18 protein-coding genes and 1 pseudogene are annotated in these 18,491 nt (G+C 70.4%); 10 read left to right on the top strand and 9 right to left on the bottom strand.

Features of this window, described 5'->3' with window-relative positions; genetic code table 11:
- Positions 1-4: 4 nt before the first annotated feature.
- On the bottom strand, positions 5-841 hold the full coding sequence (locus VGR06_RS34575; protein WP_327563401.1) for a hypothetical protein: 837 nt from the start codon (positions 839-841) through the stop codon (positions 5-7).
- A gap of 160 nt (positions 842-1,001) precedes the next feature.
- Between VGR06_RS34575 and VGR06_RS34580 the strand changes: the two genes are divergently transcribed.
- Positions 1,002-1,223, top strand: coding sequence for a hypothetical protein (locus VGR06_RS34580; RefSeq protein ID WP_327563402.1), 222 nt, complete (start codon positions 1,002-1,004; stop codon positions 1,221-1,223).
- Complete coding sequence (locus VGR06_RS34585) at positions 1,223-1,534, top strand: hypothetical protein (protein WP_327563403.1); 312 nt, start codon at positions 1,223-1,225, stop codon at positions 1,532-1,534. The genes VGR06_RS34580 and VGR06_RS34585 overlap by 1 nt, the downstream gene beginning before the upstream one ends.
- 32 nt (positions 1,535-1,566) lie before the next feature.
- On the opposite strand, the gene VGR06_RS34590 is transcribed toward VGR06_RS34585, so the two are convergent.
- Positions 1,567-3,459 (bottom strand): Xaa-Pro dipeptidyl-peptidase, encoded by a 1,893-nt coding sequence (locus tag VGR06_RS34590; RefSeq protein WP_327563404.1) that lies wholly within the window; start codon positions 3,457-3,459, stop codon positions 1,567-1,569.
- Between the two features lie 133 nt (positions 3,460-3,592).
- Complete coding sequence (locus VGR06_RS34595; RefSeq protein WP_327563405.1) at positions 3,593-4,672, bottom strand: hypothetical protein; 1,080 nt, start codon at positions 4,670-4,672, stop codon at positions 3,593-3,595.
- Positions 4,673-4,733: 61 nt separating this feature from the next.
- Here VGR06_RS34595 and VGR06_RS34600 point away from each other — a divergent pair, with 61 nt between their 5' ends.
- From VGR06_RS34600 to VGR06_RS34610, 3 genes are all read left to right on the top strand, one after another.
- Complete coding sequence (locus VGR06_RS34600) at positions 4,734-5,471, top strand: class I SAM-dependent methyltransferase (RefSeq protein WP_327563406.1); 738 nt, start codon at positions 4,734-4,736, stop codon at positions 5,469-5,471.
- A 137-nt stretch (positions 5,472-5,608) separates the two neighbouring features.
- Positions 5,609-7,006, top strand: a complete 1,398-nt coding sequence (locus VGR06_RS34605; RefSeq protein ID WP_327563407.1) for an O-antigen ligase family protein — start codon at positions 5,609-5,611, stop codon at positions 7,004-7,006.
- Positions 7,003-7,455: a hypothetical protein gene (locus VGR06_RS34610; RefSeq protein ID WP_327563408.1), complete on the top strand. Its 453-nt coding sequence runs from the start codon at positions 7,003-7,005 to the stop codon at positions 7,453-7,455. Before VGR06_RS34605 ends, VGR06_RS34610 begins: the two co-directional genes overlap by 4 nt.
- Before the next feature lie 170 nt (positions 7,456-7,625).
- Here the strand turns inward: VGR06_RS34610 and VGR06_RS34615 are convergent, their stop codons facing one another.
- The 5 genes from VGR06_RS34615 to VGR06_RS34635 form a co-directional block, all read right to left on the bottom strand.
- Positions 7,626-8,780: an acyl-CoA dehydrogenase family protein gene (locus VGR06_RS34615; RefSeq protein ID WP_327563409.1), complete on the bottom strand. Its 1,155-nt coding sequence runs from the start codon at positions 8,778-8,780 to the stop codon at positions 7,626-7,628.
- Positions 8,777-10,765 carry an acetyl/propionyl/methylcrotonyl-CoA carboxylase subunit alpha gene (locus VGR06_RS34620; RefSeq protein WP_327563410.1) on the bottom strand — a complete coding sequence of 663 codons (1,989 nt, stop codon included), beginning with the start codon at positions 10,763-10,765 and terminating at the stop codon, positions 8,777-8,779. The genes VGR06_RS34615 and VGR06_RS34620 overlap by 4 nt, the downstream gene beginning before the upstream one ends.
- A gap of 5 nt (positions 10,766-10,770) precedes the next feature.
- Positions 10,771-12,384, bottom strand: coding sequence for a carboxyl transferase domain-containing protein (locus VGR06_RS34625; protein ID WP_327563411.1), 1,614 nt, complete (start codon positions 12,382-12,384; stop codon positions 10,771-10,773).
- A gap of 102 nt (positions 12,385-12,486) precedes the next feature.
- Positions 12,487-13,275 (bottom strand): SGNH/GDSL hydrolase family protein, encoded by a 789-nt coding sequence (locus VGR06_RS34630; RefSeq protein ID WP_327563412.1) that lies wholly within the window; start codon positions 13,273-13,275, stop codon positions 12,487-12,489.
- 93 nt (positions 13,276-13,368) lie between these two features.
- On the bottom strand, positions 13,369-14,148 hold the full coding sequence (locus tag VGR06_RS34635; RefSeq protein WP_327563413.1) for an SGNH/GDSL hydrolase family protein: 780 nt from the start codon (positions 14,146-14,148) through the stop codon (positions 13,369-13,371).
- Between the two features lie 413 nt (positions 14,149-14,561).
- Between VGR06_RS34635 and VGR06_RS34640 the strand changes: the two genes are divergently transcribed.
- The 4 genes from VGR06_RS34640 (at position 14,562) to VGR06_RS34655 (ending at position 17,116) form a co-directional block, all read left to right on the top strand.
- Positions 14,562-15,170, top strand: a complete 609-nt coding sequence (locus tag VGR06_RS34640; RefSeq protein ID WP_327563414.1) for a helix-turn-helix domain-containing protein — start codon at positions 14,562-14,564, stop codon at positions 15,168-15,170.
- A gap of 44 nt (positions 15,171-15,214) precedes the next feature.
- Positions 15,215-15,721: a hypothetical protein gene (locus VGR06_RS34645; protein ID WP_327563420.1), complete on the top strand. Its 507-nt coding sequence runs from the start codon at positions 15,215-15,217 to the stop codon at positions 15,719-15,721.
- 163 nt (positions 15,722-15,884) lie between these two features.
- Entirely contained in the window at positions 15,885-16,772 is an 888-nt protein-coding gene (locus VGR06_RS34650; RefSeq protein ID WP_327563415.1) for a hypothetical protein, read from the top strand.
- Positions 16,769-17,116, top strand: coding sequence for a transcriptional regulator (locus VGR06_RS34655; protein ID WP_327563416.1), 348 nt, complete (start codon positions 16,769-16,771; stop codon positions 17,114-17,116). Before VGR06_RS34650 ends, VGR06_RS34655 begins: the two co-directional genes overlap by 4 nt.
- Here the strand turns inward: VGR06_RS34655 and VGR06_RS34660 are convergent.
- Positions 16,998-17,423 carry a hypothetical protein gene (locus tag VGR06_RS34660; RefSeq protein WP_327563417.1) on the bottom strand — a complete coding sequence of 142 codons (426 nt, stop codon included), beginning with the start codon at positions 17,421-17,423 and terminating at the stop codon, positions 16,998-17,000. The two genes, VGR06_RS34655 and VGR06_RS34660, sit on opposite strands and share 119 nt — an antisense overlap.
- Before the next feature lie 82 nt (positions 17,424-17,505).
- Here VGR06_RS34660 and VGR06_RS34665 point away from each other — a divergent pair.
- A pseudogene (locus VGR06_RS34665) lies at positions 17,506-18,491 on the top strand (PucR family transcriptional regulator); the annotation flags it as partial.

Below are 18,491 nucleotides of genomic sequence, written 5' to 3' on the forward strand. Positions count from 1 at the left end.
GATGTTAGTGCGCGTGCCCGGCCAGATACTCGTCGAAGAGATCCTCGACATAGGCGAGGAACAACCCGGCGACGCCGGTCACCCCGGCGACCGGGTGCAGCTGCGCGAACCCGTAGGCCAGCTCGCAGCCGTGATAGGACGGCGCGGACTCGCTCACGTCGGTGAACCAGTCGTAGAACGGCACGCGCAGCCGGGCCAGCTCGGGATGGATGAGCCCGCCGTAGACCAGCAGCAGGTCGAGCACCACCGGCCGGTTGCGCAGCGTCCACCGGTACACCTCGGAGAACTGGAAGAAACGCTGCTCCACCGGCGTGGCGACCTGCCCGTGCGCCTCGGCGAGGGCCACACCGTGGTCGGTCGATGCCTGCTCCGCCTCGCTCCACGCCTGGTCATGCGCGGACCGGGTGGTGAACGCCCCTGCGGCGAGCCGCGTCAGGTAGCTCGCCCACCGCGCCGACCCGAGATTGCCGAACTCGTCCGTGCCCCGGCCGAGCGCGATCGCGACACCCCGCTCGATCCCCTCCACGATCCCGGCGTCCACGTAGGACACCCAGCTCCCGGGCGCACCGAGTCGGCGGTCCCGGAAGAACGTGATCACACCCTCGATGTTCCGCCACCGATCCGGCGCGTGCAGGCCGGCGGCCGGCCCACTCTCCATGGCCCGCACGAACTCCAGCCGCTCCGCCATGGTCAGCAGGTTGATGTCCGCCGCCGTACAGTCCAGCGCGGCGGCACACTCGGCCGGCGTTCTGCGTGCGTCAGCCCCCGCGACCGGAGCCAGGAGCCCCGCCAGGAGCCCCAGTGTTGACAGCAGCGGGATGGCGCAGCGCCGAACCAGCATGATCCGCACCCTACTGGCACCGCGCCAACACGCTCAACCAGCGAGAGGACGGCGGGCTGCCGCAGTCGGCGGTCAACCACCGACTGTAGTAGAATTGTAGTCGCGCTGATCGACTGGACGCACGGGACGGACCATTGTGTGGACCAACCACAAGGTCAGCGTGACCGAGGCGAATGAAGCCCTCACGGATGTCGATGCGCTGTGGTTCGACCCGGACCCGACCAGCAAGTCAGGCCGCAGCGCCCGGGTTATCGGCTACAGCCATAGCCGGCGCGCCGTGCTGTCGATCATCGTTGTGCATCGGGACGAGGGCGGCTACTACGGCGCGAACGGCTGGGAGTCCAACAAGTCGGACCGACGTCGGTATGAAAGGGGCGAGTGATGAGCAAGCGGGACGTGGAGATCGCGCAGGCCGAGTCCGAGGCCGCCCGCGATATGCCGTTGCCGGAGGACGTCAAGGGACAGCGGCGTGGTCGGTCGATCGTGCAGTCGGTGCGACTGCCCGAGCGCGCCTACGCGGACATCGAGCGCATTGCCAACGATGCGGGAGTGCCGGTGAGCGCATTGATTCGCGGATGGGTGCTGACCGCGCTCGCTGCGGAGCGCGGCACATCGCTGCGCGCTGCCATCGACCACTTGGCGGGCGAGGCCGAGCGACTCCGGCAGTTGGCGGCGCGCAGCGACGTGGCCTGACTTTGTCGCGGGTGGTTCCCGCGACAAGTCGTTCAGAACCCGAGGCCCCGGGCACCTCCGACGACCGGCAGGGTCACCTCGCTGCGTGCCGGGAACACCGTGAGCTCGGTGCCGGGTAGCGGACGCAGGGTGAAGTTCATGTCCGTGGACAGCACCACCAGCCCGATCCGGTGCCCCGCCGGGAAGACGTAGTCATCCGGCTGGAGGTCCCAGTTGAAGGTGTACTCGGTGCCCTGCTGGATCGGGGTGCTGCGGTCCGGTGCCCGGCGGTTCTGGACGTCCATCCAGCCGCGGGTGACCACGACCGGGGCGGCGGTGCTGCCGGACGGACCGTAGTCCATGAGCACGGCGGTGAGGTTCGCCGCGTACCGGTTGTCGACCGACGCACGGAGCGACACGGTGGGGGTGCCGGAGAGGTGCGCGCCGTTGGGCATCGGCGGGGAGAGGTAGATCAACCGGTTGGGGTTGGCCACGTCGGGGTTCGGCAGCAGGCTCGTCTCGGGGTCGAGCTCGCGGCCGCGGTCGACGAAACTCTGGCGCGGCGTCGGGCCACCGGACTGCGCGCTGGTGTCCAAAGTGCCCGGTTGGGTGGCGTTCACCGCGGCAAGGTGCAGTGTGGCGGAACGGGTGCCGGGCACCGGCCAGTCGGCGAACTTCTGGTACGTGCCGTCCGGGCGCTGCACGTCGGCCCGTGGTTCGGACATGATTCCGTTGTCCACACCGAACAGCCAGTGGTCCATCCAGCGGTTCAGGGTCCGCTGGTAGTCGGAGACGCCGCGCGGGCCGCCGTGCCCGTCCTTGTGCAGCCAGATCTTGCGCGGCACGTTGTTCTTGGCCAGCTGGTCCCACCAGGAAGCGAACGCCTTGGTCATGACGTTGTAGTCCTCGAGGCCGTGCACCACGAACACGCTGGCCCGCACGCCGCCCGCGCGGTGCAGGTAGTCGCGCTCGTTCCAGTATGGGCTGTAGTCGCCGGTGATCCGGTCCTGGAACTGCAGCAACTGGTCGGTGATGTGCCGGCACTTGTCGAACCGCGACTCGCCCTGGGTGAAGATCGCGAGCACGTCCAGGTCCTCGCCCTGGAAGTCGTTCGTCCCCACGCCGGACGGGTTCGAGTGCGGCGCGCGCACCATCCCGTTGGCCCGGTAGTAGTCGTACCAGCTCGCGATGGCCGACACCGGGACGATCGTGCGCAGGCCGGCGACGCCGGTGGTGGCGACCATGTTCGGCAGCGTGCCGTTGTAGGACACGCCGGTCATGCCGACGTCGCCGGTGGTCCAGTCCGCGGTCGCCGGCTCCCCCGCCTCGGTGAAGCCGGGCGCGCGCCCGTTGAGCCAGTCGATGATCGCCTTGGTGGCCAGGGTCTCCTTCATGTCGCCGACGGTCGGGCAGCCGTCGGAGAACGCGGTGCCGATGCTTTCGCCCAGCACCACGCCGTAGCCGCGGGGCACCCAGTAGTTGTCCAGCGACCCCGGCAGGTCCGGGATCGGCTTCGCCGCGTGGATCCGGGCGTCCTCGCCGAACGCGTTGGCGCCGCGCGGCTGGATGAACTCCTGCGGCAGCACGTCGAAGTCCACGTTGTGGTTGGGCGCGCCGTCGGTGCCGAACCGGTACGGGCTGTGCTCGAAGATCACCGGCACCTTGATGCCCTGCGACCGGGTCTCCCCTGGTCTGGACAACCGGATCCGAACCCGGTCGCGCCGGCCGTCGAGGTCACTGTCGACCGGGGTCTCGACGAACACGGTCTCCTCGATCGCGTTGCTCAGCGCGAACTGCGGCTGGCTCACCCCGTCCTGGATGAGCAGCCAGGACGGCGGCGTGGGCAGCTGATCACCACGCTGGGCCGCCGCCTGACCCGGGATGACCAGACCAATCGTGGTAGCGGCCGCTAACGCGGTGACGAGCGGCCGGCGGACCTGACGCATGCGAACCTCCGTGTGCGAAGGAGGGGCAGGGCGCGGCCATGCTACGACCAGACCACGCGCCCTCGTCAGGTCCGAAAGGCGATGAAGGGGGCCTTTCTCACGCGAGGCGCGAGAAAGGCCCCCTTCATCGCACTCAACCCTGCCGCAGCGCCGACATGGGCACCGGGATCGAATACGCGGTCGCGCCCACGCCGACACCGCCCTCGCAGGTGTTCGGCGGGGCCGTGGTCACGCCCCGGGTCGACGGCCGTTCGGCGGCCCAGAACATGAAGCCGAGCATGCCGGAGCTGCTGCCGACGCCGTTGGGCGGCACGGACTGCACGAAGCTCCCGGTGGAGTTCTGCAGCGCGGCGGCGAAGTTGTTGCACTCCGGCCGGACCTGCTTGCCCTCGGCCACGAACAGGCTGCCGGTGAACTTGGCCGGCGCCAGCGGCGGGATCGGCGGCGCGAACTGGGGTTTGCCGTCGACGTGCTCCTGCCAGTTCGCGATCGCGCCCGAGGTGGACGGCTGCCGCGCCGGCACCATCGCATTGGCGTAGTCCAATACCGGGGCGTTCGGCCGCAGCCAGTCCGCGGTGGCCTTCCGGTCGATGTCGATCAGCCACCGGTCGCCGGCCGCCACGTCGATGGTCAGCCGCGCGGCCGGGTTCGCACCGGACGCGTCGTACGGGAGCACCGCCCGGTAGGCGTCGATGAACGCCTGCAACCCAGCCAGGTTCGCGCCGGAGTTCTCCTCGTAGTCGATCTCCATGCCCACCCCGAGCCGGCGCGCCACATCGGCGGCGTTGCGCCCGAACTGCGTGGCGTTCGCCGCCAGCGCCTGGTTCCAGGGGTCCACGTAGGTGATGCCGCCGATGGAGAGCTGCACCCGGATGCCGCGCGAGGTGAAGTACCCGACCAGCTCCGGCGTGAACCCGCGCGGAATGCCGTTCAGCGTGGTCGCATCCGTGGTGAGGTTGAGCAGCTTCAACGGCTGCACGAAGCTCAGCACCACCAGGTTCACCGACGGCCGCCCGTCACCGCGATCCACCAACCAGTGGTTCTGCGAGTCGAACTCGGCGAGGTCGCGGACGGTGCCCCAGATGCACGCGTCGTTGCCGCAGTGCCAGGCGCCGTACACCTGCAACTGCGTGCCGGCCGCCGGCGCCGGGGTGGCCGGCGCGATGAGGAAGGTGAGCAGGAGGCCCAGCAGGGGAATGACCACTCGTCGCATCGGTCCCTCCGGACGGTAAATGAAATGGTCTGGACCTATCCTCGCATGCTAAACCGGTTCCGTGGTCGACCGACAGTTCGCCGACGCCAGCCTCGCCGAGTGGTACGACCTGTTCTGCGCCTGGCCCGGCCGCGGCGACTTCACCTTCTACTTCCCGCTGGTGATGTCCGCACGCTCGGTGCTCGACGCCGGCTGCGGCACCGGCCTGCTGCTGCGCAGGGCCCGCCAGGCCGGCCACCCCGGGCGCCTGCACGGCCTCGACCCCGCCGCCGCGATGCTTGACATAGCCCGAAAACAACCCGGCATAGACTGGACCGAGGGCGACCTCGGCGCCGTCACCTGGGACCGCGAGTTCGACCTGATCATCATGACCGGCCACGCCTTCCAGGTCCTCCTCACCGACGAGGAGATCCACACCGCGCTCACCACCGTCCGCGCCGCGCTCACCCCGGACGGCCTCTTCGCCTTCGAAACCCGCAACCCCGCCGCCCGCGAATGGGAGAACTGGACCCCGGGCAACGCCCGCGAGGTCACCAACCCGTCCGGCACCACCATGCGTGTGGCCCACCAGGTGCTGTCCGTGAACGAGGACCGTGTTCACTTCAGCGCGACCTACACCATGCCCGCGTGGTCAGAGCCCAAGATCAGCCACAGCACCCTGCGCTTCCCCGACGCCGCCCAGGTCGGCACATTCCTGACCACTGCCGGCCTGACGATCACCGCCCAGTACGGCGACTGGGACCGCACCCCGCTCACCGCGAGCAGCCCGGAGATCATCACCCTCGCCCGTTCGGGTTGAGCCGAGATCCGGTGACCCCACCCCCGCCAATAATGGTCAGAATGTGGCCAACTCTGCCTACTGTGGCATTCGGCCGTCATAACACCGGGCCTTCCTCGCTTCAAACAAGCGAACTACATCTGCTGGGGGAGATCCGGGTGCTGGACAACAGCACGTTGTCGGTGGAGCGCGAGGCCGCCAGAGGCAGCGGCGGCGTGGTCCTGCCCCTGCATGTTCTCCTGCTGATCGCGACCCTCGCCGCCACCGTCGTCGCACAAGGTGGGTATCACCTGGCCGGGCGAGCGTTGTCGGCGGCGCTGGTCGGTCTCGCGCTGCTCGTCGCCCTGCGCACCCGGCAGTGGTCCGGCAGCACGACGCCGGTACTGCTGGCGTGCTTCGGTCTGGCCGCATGGGCCGTCGCGCGGGCTGCCGCGAACGGTGCGGCCGGAACGGCCGGGCCGGTGGTGCTGAGCGTGATCTGCCTCGCCGGTGCGCTGCTCGTGGCGCAACGAGCTGACGCACGACAGCGGGAGCTGTGCGCGCAGGCGGTCGCCGGCATCGGCGTGCTGGTGGCGCTGACCTGTTGGCTTGGCGTCGCGGGGCGGATTCCGGGCTGGACGATGGTGGCCGACGGGCTGGTGCGGGCCGGCTCGACCCTCACCTACCCCAACGCGACCGCCGCGCTGCTCGCGTCGCTGGCGGTGCTGGCCCTCTCGCTGCAACGGTCGCGACCCCGTTCCCTGCCGCACGCCGGCGGCACCTACCTGCTCCTGGTCGGGCTGGGCGCCACGCTGAGCCGGGCCGGCCTGCTCGCGCTGCTCGTCGGTCTGGTGGTGCTGAGCGTGCTGGCCGGACCGCGCCCGACCGCACGGCACCTGGCCGCACCCGGGCTCGGCGCACTGGTCGCGATGGCCGCGCTCGCACCGTCAATCCCGGTCACGGCGCCGTCCCGCCCGGTCCTCGCCGGGCTCGGGCTGATCGCCGGCCTGGTGATCACGATCGGTCTCACTCAGCTGCGCGGCCGGGTGCGCATCATCGCGGCGCTGGTCGGGGTCGCGCTCGCGGCGACCGCGGGCACAGTGCTGGCCAGTTCAAGCGAAACGCTCCAGAGTCTGGCCGACGGACGGGTGTCCCTGAGCTCCCCCGACCGGGACGGCGCCATGCACGCGGCACTCGAGCTCGTGGCCGCCAAGCTGACCGCCGGCGTGGGTCCGGGACGCGCGTGGTTCGCCTTCGCCGCCCCCACCGGCGAGCAGCGCGTGATGCGGTACGTCCACAACGAATACCTGCAGGTGCTCGTCGAGCTCGGCCTGATCGGACTCGTCCTCCTAGTGTGCCTGCTCGTGGCGGTGGCGGTCACCGTCTGGCGCGGCCGGCGCGAATCCGCGCTGTGGGCCGGGTCCGGCGCGGCGCTGACCGCCCTGATCGTCCACAGTGGATTCGACTTTCTCTGGCACATCCCAGCCATCCTGCTGACCGCCGGGCTCCTCATCGGGCTCGCCGGACCGGCCACCGACTCCCGTCAGCAAGCACCACAAGTAGAGGGGAAATCATGAGAATTCCGAAATTCAAAGCCAGATTCAACGCCAAGGTCCTGGCCGTCATCGCCATCGTGGCGGGCGCTCTCCTGGCCATCGTCCTTCCGGGCGAGGCGCAGGTGAGCGCTGACTCGCCGTCGGTCGCGGCGATCCGCATCGAGTCACCCGCCACGCTGCAGGCCCGCGGCGCGGCGATCATCGCGCCGGTTTCCGTGGTCTGCCAGCCCGGAGCGCAGGCGTTCGTGTCGATCAGTGTCACCGAGCGGGTCGGCGGCGACATCGCCAGCGGCGGCGGAAGCGCTCAGGTCCCGTCGTGCACCGGCGGCCTCCAGACCCTCGAGCTGTCCGTGCTCGCGCAGAGCTCGCCGTTCCGCAAGGGCACGGCGTTCGCGGCGGCTACCGTCTTCGTGTCCGGCTTCCCCAGCAACCAGGCCGACGACCAGCGAGACATCGAGATCGTTCGCTGAGAAATCGCTACCGCAGCCCGAGCTCGCGGGCGATGAGCACTGCACCGGCCTGTGGCGGAGCAGGATGCGATGAATGCCTCATTCACTGCGCTGAGCGCACTGAATGAGGCATTCATCGCACCATCCTGGGCACCGCCCAACGCCTCACCGGTCCCACCTACTTCCTTGCTTCAGCGCAGGCCGAGCTCGCGGGCGATGAGCATCCGCTGGACCTCGCTGGTGCCCTCGCCGATCTCCAGGATCTTGGCGTCGCGGTAGAAGCGGCCGACCGGGAACTCGTTCATGAAGCCGTAGCCGCCGAAGATCTGGGTGGCGTCACGGGAGTTGTCCATGGCGGCGTTGGAGGCGACCAGTTTGGCGATGGCCGCCTCCTTCTTGAAGGGTTCGCCGCGGACAAGCTTGGAGGCGGCAGCGTAGTAGGCCAGGCGCGCGGTGTGGGCGCGCGCCTCCATGTCGGCGATCTTGAACTGGATGGCCTGGTACTCCCCGATCTTGCGGCCGAACGCCTCGCGCTCGTGGACGTAGCGGACGCACTCGTCGACGCAGCCCTGGGCCAGGCCCACGGACAGCGCGGCGATGGCGACGCGGCCTTCGTCCAGAATGGACAGGAACTGGGCGTAGCCGCGGCCGCGCACGCCGAGCTGGTTCTCCGCGGGCACCCGGCAGTCGGCGAACGACAGCTCGTGGGTGTCGGAGGCGTTCCAGCCGACCTTCGAGTACTTCCTGGCGACGCTGAAGCCCGGGGTGCCGGCCGGCACGATGATCGTGGAGATCTCCTTGCGGCCACCCGGATCCGCGCCGGTCACCGCGGTCACCGTGACAAGCGAGGTGATGTCGGTGCCGGAGTTGGTGATGAACGCCTTGGAGCCGTTGATCACCCACTGGTCACCGTCGAGCCGCGCGGTGGTCATGGTGGCGCCCGCGTCGGAACCGCCGCCCGGCTCGGTCAGCCCGAACGCGCCGAGCGCCTCGCCGGTGCACAGCGCCGGCAGCCAGCGCTCCTTCTGCTCGGCCGTGCCGAACCGGTAGATCGGCATGGCGCCCAGCGAAACCCCGGCCTCGAGCGTGACGGCCACCGAGGAGTCGACCCGGCCGAGCTCCTCCAGCGCCAGGCACAGCGCGAAGTAGTCGCCGCCCATGCCGCCGTGCTCCTCCGGGAACGGCAGCCCGAACAGCCCCATCCGGCCCATCTTCGCCACGATCTCGTACGGGAACTCCTCGCGCTCGTAGAAGTCCCCGATGACCGGCGCCACCTCCTCCCGCGCGAACTCCTGCACGGTCTTGCGCAGCGCCTCGTGCTCTTCATCAAGTCTGAGGTCGATCATGACGTTTCCTCCGGAGGGGTGACCACGGCCAGGGGTTGGTTCAGCGCGACCTGTTGGCCTGCCTGAACATTCAGCTCGGTGAGCACACCGTCGACCGGTGCGGTGATGGTGTGCTCCATCTTCATCGCCTCGACGACCATCAGCGGCGCCCCCGCGCGCACCCGGTCGCCCAGCGCGGCCTTCACCACGAGCACGGTGCCGGGCATGGGCGACACGAGCGGCCCGCTGCCCTCCACAGTGGACGACACCCTCTCCAGCACGGAATGCTCGCCCACCGCCCAGGTTCGCCCGTCCGCGGCCAGCCACAACGTGCCGGAATCCAGCGCCCGCAGGAACGTGGTGACCACACCGCCGTAGGTCAGCACGAGCAGGTCTCCGTCCCGGCGCGCCGAGGCCGGCACCGGATCACCGGCGTCGACGCTCACCGACGCCGACTCCGGACCGCCGGCCACCGTCACGGTCACCTGCCGGTCGCCGCAGTCCAGCCGGAACGCCGTCCCCGCGGCGCCACCGACGCGCCACCCGTTCGGCACCTCCCACGGGTCGACCACCGGCCCGGCCGGCCGCAACGCCAGCAGCTCGTCCAGCGCCGCCGCGACGAAAACCTTGTCCGGCACGGGTTCCACCCGCACCAGGGCGTCCAGCCGGCGCTCCACCAGTTGCGTGTCCAGCCGACCCGCCCGCACCTCGGGGTCGCGCAGCAGCGCCCGCAGGAACTCGACGTTGGTGCCCACCCCGAGCACGGTCATCCGGCCGAGCGCCCGGTCCAGCCGGGTGATCGCCTCGTCCCGGGTCCGCCCGTACGCGATCACCTTGGCCAGCATCGGGTCGTAGTCCAGGCCGACCCGCCCGCCGGCCCGCAGCCCGGAGTCCACCCGCACGCCCGGCCCGGCCGGCTCGTCCAGCAGCAGCACGGTTCCGCCGGTGGGCAGGAAGTCCCGCGCCGGGTCCTCGGCGTACACCCGTGCCTCGATCGCGTGTCCCCGCAGCGTTATCTCGGAAACCCGACCATAGCCGAGCGGCTCCCCGGCCGCGATCCGCACCTGCTCGGCGACCAGGTCGATCCCGGTCACCTCCTCGGTCACCGGGTGCTCCACCTGCAGCCGGGTGTTCATCTCCATGAAGAAGAACTCCTCGGGCGCGTCCGCGGACACGATGAACTCCACGGTCCCCACCCCGGTGTAGCCCACCGCGCGCGCCGCCTCGACCGCCGCCGCGCCCATCCGTTCCCGGGTTTCCGGTGTCAGCAAAGGAGAAGGGCACTCCTCGATGATCTTTTGGTGCCGGCGCTGCAGGCTGCACTCGCGCTCCCCGAGGTGCGCCACGGTGCCGTGCCGGTCCGCGACGACCTGGATCTCGATGTGCCGCGGCCGGGCGACGAACCGCTCCACCAGCAACGTGTCGTCCCCGAACGACCCGCGCGCCTCCCGCCGCGCCGACTCGATCGCCGCGGTCAACCCGTCCGCCGCGGTGACCAGCCGCATTCCCTTACCGCCACCACCCGCGGACGGCTTGAGCAGCACCGGAAACCCGATCTCGGCAGCCGCCGCGGCAATGTCCTCATCGGACAATCCTGGTTCGTTCCGGCCCGGCACAACGGGAACGCCCGCAGCCGAGACCGTCTGCTTGGCCCGGATCTTGTCCCCCATCGCCTCGATCGCGGCCGGCGGGGGACCGATGAACACCAGCCCCGCGGCCGCACACGCCCGGGCGAACTCCGTGTTCTCAGCGAGAAAGCCGTACCCCGGATGGATCGCCTCCGCGCCGGTCTCGTGCGCGGCGGCGAGGATCCGCTCGATGGACAGGTAGCTTTCCCGGGCCGCGGCCGGTCCGATGTGGACGGCGACGTCGGCCTCGCGCACGTGCCGGGAGTCCGCGTCGGCATCGCTGTACACGGCGACGGAACGGATGCCGAGCTTGCGTAGCGTGTGGATGATCCGGACCGCGATCTCGCCGCGGTTGGCGATCAGAATGCTGTCGAACAAGGGAATCACATCCTGAAGACGCCGTAGCGGACCGGCTCCAGCGGCGCGTTCGCGGCCACCGAGAGCCCCAGTCCGAGCACGGTCCGGGTATCCAGCGGGTCGATGACGCCGTCGTCCCAGAGCCGCGCGGTGGAGTAGTACGGGTTGCCCTGATCCTCGTACTGCGCCCGGATCGGGTCCTTGAACGCCTCCTCGTCCTCGGCCGGCCACTCGTCACCCCGCGCCTCGAGCTGCTCGCGCCGCACCGTGGCCAGCACCGACGCCGCCTGCTCCCCGCCCATCACCGAGATCCGCGCGTTCGGCCACATCCACAGGAACCGCGGCGAGTACGCCCGGCCGCACATCGAGTAGTTCCCCGCGCCGAACGAACCCCCGATCACCACGGTGAACTTCGGCACCCGCGCGCAGGCCACCGCGGTCACCATCTTCGCGCCGTGCTTGGCGATCCCGCCCGCCTCGTAGTCCCGCCCGACCATGAACCCGGTGATGTTCTGCAGGAACACCAACGGAATCGTGCGCTGGTCGCACAGCTCGATGAAGTGCGCGCCCTTCATCGCCGACTCGCTGAACAGCACCCCGTTGTTCGCCACGATCCCCACCGGGTGCCCGTGAATCCGCGCGAACCCGGTCACCAGCGTGGCCCCGTACTCCCGCTTGAACTCCCGGAACCGGCTGCCGTCGACGATCCGGGCGATCACCTCGCGCACGTCGTACGGCGTCCGCGAGTCCGTCGGCACCACCCCGTACAGCTGCCCCGGCTCCACCGCTGGCTCGGCGACCGGCTCAACGCTCCATGGCCGGGGCGACCGCGGCCCCAGTGTGGAGACAATGGAGCGCACGATGGACAGCGCGTGCTGGTCGTTGTCGGCCAGATGGTCGGTCACCCCGGAGGTGCGGGCGTGCACGTCGCCGCCACCCAGCTCCTCGGCCGTGACCACCTCACCGGTCGCGGCCTTCACCAGCGGCGGGCCGCCGAGGAAGATCGTGCCCTGGTCGCGCACGATGACCGCCTCGTCGCTCATCGCCGGCACGTACGCGCCGCCCGCGGTGCACGAGCCGAGCACCGCGGCGATCTGCGAGACGCCGCGGGCGGACATCGTGGCCTGGTTGTAGAAGATCCGTCCGAAGTGCTCGCGGTCCGGGAACACCTCGTCCTGCCGGGGCAGGAACGCGCCACCGGAGTCCACCAGGTAGACGCACGGGAGGTTGTTGTGCAGCGCCACCTCCTGGGCACGCAGGTGCTTCTTGACCGTCATCGGGTAGTACGTGCCGCCCTTGACGGTGGCGTCGTTGGCCACGACCACGCACTCGCGCCCGGAGATCCGGCCGATGCCGGTGATGATGCCCGCGGCCGGCGCCTCGTCGCCGTAGAGCCCGTTCGCGGCCAGCGGGGAGAGCTCGAGGAACGGCGAGCCGGGGTCGAGCAGGGAGTCCACCCGGTCGCGCGGCAGCAGCTTGCCGCGTTCCACATGCCGGACGCGGGCCCGCTCCGGACCGCCCAGCCGGGCCTGCCCGAGCCGGGCCCGGAGGTCCTCGACCAGCGCGCCGTGCTCCTTGACATACCGCTGGTACGCCGGGTCGGCCGGGTCCGCCTCGGTGCGCAGGACCGGTGCGTCCAATGTGACTCCCGCTCACGTTAGCCATCGTTAACTAGAATCCATGTTAGCGATGACTAACGTGAGCGTCCAGCCAGCGGAACTATTGAGTGAACGCTGTCGTGCTCAGCCGGTCATCGCCCGCAGTGCGGTGAAGTAACCGAGGTTGTGACCATCCGAGGTCGGATGGTACGACTCGTCGATAGAGGTCCACTCGATGCTGTGCAGCCAGAACGGCCTGGCCGCGCAGATCTCGTGGCCGGAGAACGCCGAACGGCCGTCCAGGAAGCGGAACCCGTGCGCCGAGGCCCGGGCCGAGATGACCGAGGCCAGCACGTCGGCCGACTGGTTGATGGCCGCCCGCTTGGTGTCGCTCAACCCGATGATGCAGGAGCCGCCGAGCCGGTAGATCCGCGGATATCCGACCACGATCACCTGCGCCGACGCCGACCGCGCGCGGATCGCGTTGTAGGCGGCGTCCAGCCGGCCGGGCAGCGTCGTCCGGGCGAAGTTCTGCGCCTCGTTGTTGCGGCTCACGCAGGTGCTGTCCGAACTGGTGTTGCAGGTGACCATGACGTCGGCGAACCCGGCGTCGTTGCCGCCGATGGACACGGTCACCAGCGCCGTGTCCGCGGTGACCGCGGCCGCCTGGCTGTTCACGATGTCCGCGGTCACCGCGCCGGAGCAGGCCAGGAACGTGAACGCCGACGGCGCGTGCGAGTTGGCCCAGAGCTGGGCGTAGGCGTTGCTGCTGCGCTTGCAGGTACCGCCGGAGTAGCTGCCGGCGCCCAGGCCCGAGGAGTACGAGTCGCCGAGCGCGACGTACTTTCCGGTGGCCGCGGACGCCGGTGCCGCGAACGCGATCGTGGCCAGCAAGGCCAGGAGCGCTATGGGTAGAAGGCGCAATACGCGCATGTTCGGACCTCCGATGCAGGGTTTCGGATGCCTGTGAAGTGTTATCGGTCGTTAACTTCAGGGACGGCCGCTCGAGAACCGGTCGAGAACCGGTCAACCGGTGCGGCCGGTCAGCGCCGCGAGGTAGGCCCGCGAGTGCCCGGTGGCGTTCGGGTGGTACGACTCGACCAGGTTGCCGAAGTTGATCCCGTTGATCCACGCGGACGACGTGCACACCTCGTGGCCGGCGAAGTTGTCCCGCACGTCCTCGTAGACCAGCCCGGCCGTGTCGACCCGGGCCGCCGTGAGGTCGGACAGCTCGTTGGCCGCGCCGTTGACGGCGTTGCGCTTGGTGGTGCTGAACCACCAGCAGGAGCTCGCGGTGAACAGCCGCGGGTAGCCGAGCACGATCACCCGGGCCGCCGGGGCACGCGCCTTGATCGCCGCGTACACCGCGTCCAGCCGGCCGGGCAGTGTGGTCTGGGCGAACGTTCTGGACTGGTTGACCCGGTTCACGCAGTCGCTGTCCGAGCCGAGCGTGCAGGTGACCACGACGTCGGAGAACCCGGCGTCGTTGCCCCCGATCGAGACCGTGACCAGCGTGGTGCTCGCGTTCACCGCGCTGATCTGGCTGTTCAGCACGTCCGCCGTGGTCGCGCCGGAGCACGCGGCGAAATTGAGCGTCGCGCCGTGCGCCGCCGCCCACAGCGGGGCGTAGGCGTTGGCACTGCGCAGGCACGAGCCGCTGCTGCCGTAGCTGCCCGCACCCGTACCGGACGCGTAGGAGTCGCCGAGGGCTACGTAATTTTCGGCGAGTGGAGCCGCACCGGCCGGAACGGCAAGGGCGAGCGTGGTGAGGGAACCCAAGAGCAGGGAGAGGATGGGTTTACGCATGACAACCTCCATTGGGTGTCGTGGCAGATCATCTGTACCACGGCATTTCCAGGTCTGGAAGTAGTCGGTTAGAAATTTACGTGACGAGGGGTCTGCGCAACACCGGTTGGGAGTGGTGGACTGTGCTGTCCCCGCCCCCCTCCGCCCTGCAGGCGGCAGGGACGAAGGGCCCGCCCCCAACCGGGCGGTGTTCGTTCCGACCAGCGAGGGTAGGCCGGAGGTCTGCCCGAGCGGTCGGACCAGTGACCAGCCTGCCAACCCAGCCAGAGACCCGAACACCGCACGGCACGCTGGCCCACCGGGAGCAACCGGTCCGCAGCGACAGCACCAAGACACCACAGGCCTTGCGCAGAGCCCTCATGGCATGTGGCGCTGTTAGCGTGCGCTAACGTCATCTGGCTACGATGGGGTGCGTGCCTCCAGCTCCCACCCGCCGCGAACAGATCCTCGCCGCGGCCGCAGAACTGTTCGCCCGCCACGGGTTTCACGGTGTCGGCATCGACGACATCGGCTCGGCGGTCGGGATCTCCGGACCGGCGCTGTACCGCCACTTCCGGAGCAAGGACGCGATGCTCGGGGAGATGCTGACCTCGATCAGCGAGGAGTTGCTTGCCGGCGGTCAGGAACGCGCCGAGAACGCCGGCTCCGCCGGCGCGTCGCTGGCCGAGCTGATCCGGTTCCAGGTGGACTTCGCGCTGGACAAACCCGCGCTGATCACCGTGCAGGAGCGCAACCTCGGCAACCTCACCGACCCGGACCGGCGCCGGGTGCGCGCGCTGCAGCGGCGCTACGTCGAGGTGTGGGTGGAGGCCATCCGCGCCGCGGTGCCGGGCACTGGCGAGCCCGCCGCCCGGGCCGCCGCGCACGCCGTGTTCGGCCTGATCAACTCCACTCCGCACAGCCGGCACCTCGACCGGGACGCCATGGCGGAGCTGCTACGCGGCATGGCGATGGGCGCACTCACCAGCCCGGTGATCTCCCCGGACGGCGCAGCGCCGGTAGCCGCGGTTAACAGCCGGTAACCAGCAAGACTCCCCGAATGGACGCGACCATTCGGGGCAGGCTGATGGAAGATGGGTCCGTGGACCCGCACTCGGAGCGGCAGCGGCGCATCATCGCCGCCGCGAGCCAGGCACTGGCCGCGATGCATGCGGGCGAGGACGAGGGGGCGCTCGACGAGGTCGCGGACGCCGTTCGTTCGTCCCCGAACAGTCGCACCGACGCCCGCGAGTTGATGTTGCTACTGTTCCGCGAGTGCAGCGCGATGGTGGCCGCGCTGGGCTCGGGCGGCACCACGCCGGTGCGCATGCAGGTGTACGACGACGACGGCCAGGAAGTGCCGATCGACCAGGCCGACCCGCCGGTGCGGACGGCCGTGCGCACCCTGCTCGCCGAGGTGCACGGCGACACCGACGCGGCCCGCGCGCACATCGAGATCGCGCTGGCCAACGCCGCGCCCAACGAGATGGCCATGCTCATGGTGCAGGCCCTGCGCTGGACGATCCGGCTCTCCTCGGAGTGCACCAACCGCAACCTCCCGGTCGCCGACTGGATCACCACCGCCCTGTCCTGAACCACGAACTCGCGTGCCCCAACCGGGGACTCGCCCGGATCCCGGGCCAGGATCCCGCGAGTCCCCGATTCCGGCACGCGAGTCCCGGGTTCCAGCACGCGAGTTCGTTGTTGGCGCGCGCCATGCTTGACGGCCAACTGGTTTGTGTTACAAACTTATTGGCATGACCAGCGCGGAGGAGCTGCTGACCGATGTTCAGACGTTGCGCCGGCGGGCGCGGCGGGACCGCCGGGCGTCGGCGTTTCCGTTGCTGCTGTTCGGAGTGCTGATCCTGGCCGCGCCGCTGTGCTACGTGCCGATGGAGCCGGTGGAGCTCGACTTCACTTCCGGCGTCTGGTATATGGACCAGATCCCGGAAGGCCCGTTCCCGGCGTTCTTCGGTATCGGCCCGTTCGTGGCCGTCAAGTACCCGGGCCTGATCGGGTGGTACTGGTTCCTCGTGATCGTGGTCGGCTTCGTGGCGACGGCCTGGTGGTACCGCAGGCGTGCGCTGCGCATCGGCGTGGAGACCGACACCCGGGCCTACCTGGTGTCGGCCGGCGCGGCGCTCGCCGGGTTCCTGCTGGGCGTCCCGCTGCTGAAGGAGCTGGTGCCGGCCCGCAACACGCTCTACTCGACGCCGTCGACGAACCTGCCGATCCTGTTCGGGTCCGCCGCCGTGGCCGCGGTCGTGCTGTTCTGGGCCACCCGCCGCGACCGCGCCGATATTCTCCGCGCCGCCGGGCTGCTCCTCGGCTTGCTGCTCGCCACGGTGGCGTTCGCCGCGCTCGGCGTCTACCTCATCTACGGGTTCTCCGCGCTGCTGATCGTCGCCGCCGGGCTGCTGGTCCTGGCGTGGCTGGAACGCAGTGTCCTGCTCGGGGGCATCGGCGTGGTGTTCGGCGCGGCCGCACTGCTGGCCAACCTCTACGACATCGAGAACCTGTTCTACCTGCTCGGCTGGATCCCCGATCAGCCGCAGCCGCTGGTGTTGCAGCAACTCCTGCTGCCGGCGCTGGTGCTGCTCGCCGGTAGCGCGATCGTCGCGCTGTCCGGACGGTCCGCCCGATGACCGAGCACCCCACCAACGGCCTGGACGACGTGGTGCACCAGAAGCACCGGCTCGGCATCCTCACCGTGGCCGCGGAGTCCAAACGGGTCGAGTTCGGCTACCTGCGCGAGGCCCTCGAGCTCACCGCGGGGAACCTGTCCCGGCACATCACCGTGCTGGAGGAGGCCGACCTGCTCCGGGTGGAGAAGGGCTACGACGGCCGGCGCCCGCGCACCTGGGTCAGCATCACCGCGGCGGGCCGGACGGCGCTCGCGAAGGAGATCGCGGCGCTGCGGACGCTCGTCGACCGGCACGACCAAGGGCGGCCAGAAACCCAGCCAGCGCAAGGAGACCGAACAGGCTGACGGTCCACGGGTCGCTGGCCCGGCCGCCGTGGCCCGCGTCCAGGATGTGCGACACGCCGTGCAGCAGCGAGCCCGCGGCCACCCCGGCGAGCCCGGCGGCCAGCCCGTCGGAGAGCAGCAGCCCGGCCAGCGCCGCGACCCCCAGGCCGATCAGGAACGCGCCGATGTCGTGCGTGAGATGCTCGTTGTACGGCGGATAGCTGGCGATGTTGTCCGCGAACGACTCCGGCGCGGCGAACGCCCAGACACCGGTCACCAGAGAGAACACGGCGGCCAGGCCGGCGACGATCTTGGCGAAGGTGCGCATCGGAAAATCCCTTCGTCGGTGCGAACTCCCTCGTGAAGGTGGACGATCGCGGCAGCGTGAACGTGACGGACGGGAGCCAGCCGTGATCACCGTGCGGGGTGTGGTCGACCGGGTCGGCCCGACCCTGTTGCGGATCACGCTGCCGCCGGACGATCGGGCCCCGCACGTGACCGACGTGGTGATCGCCGAGGCCGGGCACCGCACCCACGTCGGCGACGGCGACCTGGTGCTCGGCGTCTCGGTGGCCACCACCGCGCAGGCCGTCGAGCTGGTCCGGCAGAGCGGCGAACGCGGCGCGGCCGCCGTGCTCCTCAAGCCACCGCTGGCATCCCGGGCGTCGGTGCGCACCGCGGCGCGCTCGTCCGGCACCGGGATCGTCGAGGTGCACACCGGCGCGTCCTGGGCCCAGCTCGTGTGGCTCCTCCGCACGGTGCTGGACGGCGCGGCCGACGAGTCCGAGGCCAGCGAGGCACCCGGCGGGCTCGGTGACCTGTTCCAGCTGGCCGACGCGGCGGCCGCGGTGGTGGACGCGCCGGTGACCATCGAGGACGCGAACTCCCGGGTGCTGGCCTACTCGGCGCGGCAGGACCGCACCGACCCGGCCCGGATCTCGACGATCATGGGCCGCCGGGTGCCGGACGACGTGCTGGCCCGGTTCCGGTCCCGCGGGGTGTTCCGGGAGCTGAGCCGGGGCCGCACCACGATCTTCGTGCCGGCCCAGCAGGACGGCACGCTGCCCCGGCTGATCGTGCCGATCCGGATGGGCGGCGAGCTGCTCGGCTCCATGTGGGCGGTGGTCTCCGGCCCGGTGCCCGAGGAGCGCGCCGCCGCGTTCGCCGACTCCGCGCCGGTGGTGGCGCTGCACCTGCTGCGCCGCCGGGCCCGCGAGGACGCCGAGCGGCGCCGGTCCGCCGAGCTGGTGCGGGCCGTGCTGGAGGGCACCGGCAGCGTCCGGCTGGCCGCCGCCGAGCTGGACCTCGCCGACGAGCCGCACCGGGTGGTCGCGATCGACGTGGCAATAGAGGGGGGTCCGGGGGCTGAGCCCCTCGGCCGGGGGCGTGGGGGCGG

The sequence above is a fragment of the Actinophytocola sp. genome, assembly GCF_036002505.1.
In the GTDB taxonomy this organism is placed as follows: domain Bacteria; phylum Actinomycetota; class Actinomycetes; order Mycobacteriales; family Pseudonocardiaceae; genus DASYTH01.

Bases quoted from the DNA above. Each gene is read 5' to 3' on its own strand.
- VGR06_RS34630 (WP_327563412.1), bottom strand. From the start codon at position 13,275: ATGCGCGTATTGCGCCTTCTACCCATAGCGCTCCTGGCCTTGCTGGCC.
- VGR06_RS34585 (WP_327563403.1), top strand. From the start codon at position 1,223: ATGAGCAAGCGGGACGTGGAGATCGCGCAGGCCGAGTCCGAGGCCGCC.
- VGR06_RS34635 (WP_327563413.1), bottom strand. From the start codon at position 14,148: ATGCGTAAACCCATCCTCTCCCTGCTCTTGGGTTCCCTCACCACGCTC.
- VGR06_RS34660 (WP_327563417.1), bottom strand. From the start codon at position 17,423: ATGCGCACCTTCGCCAAGATCGTCGCCGGCCTGGCCGCCGTGTTCTCT.
- VGR06_RS34645 (WP_327563420.1), top strand. From the start codon at position 15,215: ATGGAAGATGGGTCCGTGGACCCGCACTCGGAGCGGCAGCGGCGCATC.
- VGR06_RS34610 (WP_327563408.1), top strand. From the start codon at position 7,003: ATGAGAATTCCGAAATTCAAAGCCAGATTCAACGCCAAGGTCCTGGCC.
- VGR06_RS34595 (WP_327563405.1), bottom strand. From the start codon at position 4,672: ATGCGACGAGTGGTCATTCCCCTGCTGGGCCTCCTGCTCACCTTCCTC.
- VGR06_RS34615 (WP_327563409.1), bottom strand. From the start codon at position 8,780: ATGATCGACCTCAGACTTGATGAAGAGCACGAGGCGCTGCGCAAGACC.
- VGR06_RS34590 (WP_327563404.1), bottom strand. From the start codon at position 3,459: ATGCGTCAGGTCCGCCGGCCGCTCGTCACCGCGTTAGCGGCCGCTACC.
- VGR06_RS34655 (WP_327563416.1), top strand. From the start codon at position 16,769: ATGACCGAGCACCCCACCAACGGCCTGGACGACGTGGTGCACCAGAAG.
- VGR06_RS34575 (WP_327563401.1), bottom strand. From the start codon at position 841: ATGCTGGTTCGGCGCTGCGCCATCCCGCTGCTGTCAACACTGGGGCTC.
- VGR06_RS34650 (WP_327563415.1), top strand. From the start codon at position 15,885: ATGACCAGCGCGGAGGAGCTGCTGACCGATGTTCAGACGTTGCGCCGG.